At 30.6% G+C, this 2457-nt stretch carries 3 protein-coding genes; 2 read left to right on the top strand and 1 reads right to left on the bottom strand.

From position 1 onward, the window contains the following. Nucleotides 1-461 (top strand): PLP-dependent transferase (locus tag ACRDBA_RS04560; protein WP_438571738.1); only part of this gene is annotated, 461 nt, incomplete at its 5' end. 24 nt (nucleotides 462-485) lie between these two features. After that, complete coding sequence (locus tag ACRDBA_RS04555) at nucleotides 486-1835, top strand: Na+/H+ antiporter NhaC family protein (RefSeq protein ID WP_438565776.1); 1350 nt, start codon at nucleotides 486-488, stop codon at nucleotides 1833-1835. Nucleotides 1836-1953: 118 nt separating this feature from the next. Here ACRDBA_RS04555 and ACRDBA_RS04550 read toward each other — a convergent pair. Continuing rightward, nucleotides 1954-2457: carbohydrate ABC transporter permease (locus tag ACRDBA_RS04550; RefSeq protein ID WP_438571737.1), on the bottom strand; the 504-nt coding region annotated here is incomplete at its 5' end.

The following is a 2457-nucleotide window of genomic DNA, read 5'->3' as shown; positions in this document are numbered from 1 at the left end:
CAGTACTTAGCCCAATGGATGCTTACTATATAATAAGAGGAATGAAGACTTTAGAGATTAGAATGGAAAGACACTGTTCTAATGCTAGAAAAGTAGCGGAGTTTTTAAATACTCATCCTAAGATTGAAAAAGTATTCTATCCAGGATTAAAAACACATCCAGGACACGAGATTGCATGTAAACAGATGAAAGATTTTGGTGGAATTTTTGCCTTTGAATTAAAAGGTGGAATGGATGCAGGAAGAACTCTACTAAATAACTTAAAACTTTGTTCTTTAGCAGTTTCTTTAGGAGATACAGAAACACTTATCCAACATCCAGCTTCAATGACTCACTCACCATACACAAGAGAGGAGAGATTAAGTGCTGGAATCACTGATGGATTAGTTAGAATCTCTGTAGGACTTGAAGATATAGAGGATATAATCACAGATTTAAGAAATGGACTAAATACATTATAATATATCAATTTTAGAGGAGAGATTATGACTAAAAGCAATGCAAGTTTTAAAGGACTTATTCCGTTTATAATTTTTATCTTAGTATATTTAGGAACAGGATTATATTTTGAAATTAAAGGAACAGAAATGGCTTTTTATCAACTCCCATCTCCAGTAGCTATAATAGCTGGAATTGTTTGTGCGTTTATACTTTTTAAAGAAAGCATTGATGAAAAATTTGATACCTTTGTTAAAGGGTGTGGAAATTCAGATATTATTATAATGTGTGTTATCTATTTGTTAGCCGGAGCATTTGCAGGAGTTTCAAAGGCCATGGGCGGAGTTGAATCAACAGCAAATTTGGGATTAACATATATTCCAGTTCACTATATAACAGCGGGAATATTTGTAATAACAAGTTTTATTTCAACAGCAACAGGAACTTCAGTAGGTGCTATAGTAGCTATAGCTCCAATTGCAATAGAACTTTCAACAAAATCACATATACCATTGCCTATATTACTTGCAGCTGTTATGGGTGGTGCAATGTTTGGAGATGACTTATCTATGATTTCAGATACAACAATTTCTGCAACAAGAACACAAGGTTGTATGATGAAAGATAAATTTTTAGCCAATATTGGAATAGCTCTACCTGCTGCTATACTAACATTTATATTATTTTTATACTTTGGAAAACCGCTAGATATTATAGCAGCTCAAACTTATGATTATAATTTATTAAAAGTTCTACCATATGTTTTTGTACTTGTATTGTCTTTAGCAGGAATTAATGTATTTGTTGTTTTAACAGGAGGAATAGTTCTTTCTGGTGTGATAGGCATTTATTATAATTCATTTTCTCTAATTGGATTTACAAAAGAGATTTATATTGGATTCCTTAATATGAACGAAATCTTTTTACTATCACTTCTAACAGGTGGACTAGCAGCTCTTGTTACTAAAGCTGGTGGTATAGAATGGATTCTTAATAAAATTAATAAACTTATAAAAGGAAGAAAAAGTGCAGAGTTTGGTATAGGATTATTAGTTGCATTAACAGATTTAGCTGTTGCTAATAATACTGTGGCTATTATCATAAATGGACCAATAGCTAAAAAAATATCTCAAGAGCATAAACTTGACAAAAGAAGAGTTGCAGGACTTTTAGGAATATTTTCATGTATCGCTCAAGGAATTATTCCCTATGGAGCTCAAATGCTAATTCTTATTGGTTTTTGTAAAGGTAAAGCAACACCATTTGAAGTAATTCCCTTACTATGGTATCAACAAATATTATTAGTATTTACTCTAATTTCTATAGCAATACCATATTATAAAAGATTTTTAGCAAAACCGAGTATAAATCCATATACTCCTCTAGAAAATATATAAAATTGTAACTTAAAAAATTAAAAAGATCAGAGCTCTTGATTAAGAACTTTGATCTTTTTTATACTCTTATTCCATTTCAATCAAGCTAGAACAATTAAAATTACTATAAAAAAGCAACCTACTTACATGATCCTGTCATTCCTTGTACAAAACTTTTTTGCATACTAAAGAATATCACTATCATAGGTATTGTACTTATAACAATAGCTAACATAAGCATTCCATAATCTACAAAATACGCTGACGACATCGAGGACAATGTCAATGTTATTGTTTTACTTTCATTTGTTCTTAAAACAATTAAAGGCCACATATAATTATTCCACTGAGTCATAAAGGCATAAATTGCTGCTGCTGCTAAAGTTGGTTTCATAGGTGGCAAAACTATTCTAAAAAATATTGTTAGCTCACTAGCTCCATCTATTCTCGCAGATTCTATTATTTGAGTAGGGAAACTCTTCAAACTCTGTCTAAAGAAAAAAATTAAAAATACAGAGGATAACCCTGGAAGTATAACTGCTAATAAACTATCTATTAAACTTAATTTAACCATTATTCTAAAAAGTGGTATCATCATTGCTGCAAATGGAACCATCATAGAAAGTAAAAATATTTTATAAAC

The organism is Clostridium sp., from assembly GCF_051654825.1.
Taxonomy (GTDB): Bacteria; Bacillota; Clostridia; order Clostridiales; family Clostridiaceae; genus Clostridium.
This window is presented reverse-complemented; position numbering and strand designations above follow the sequence as displayed.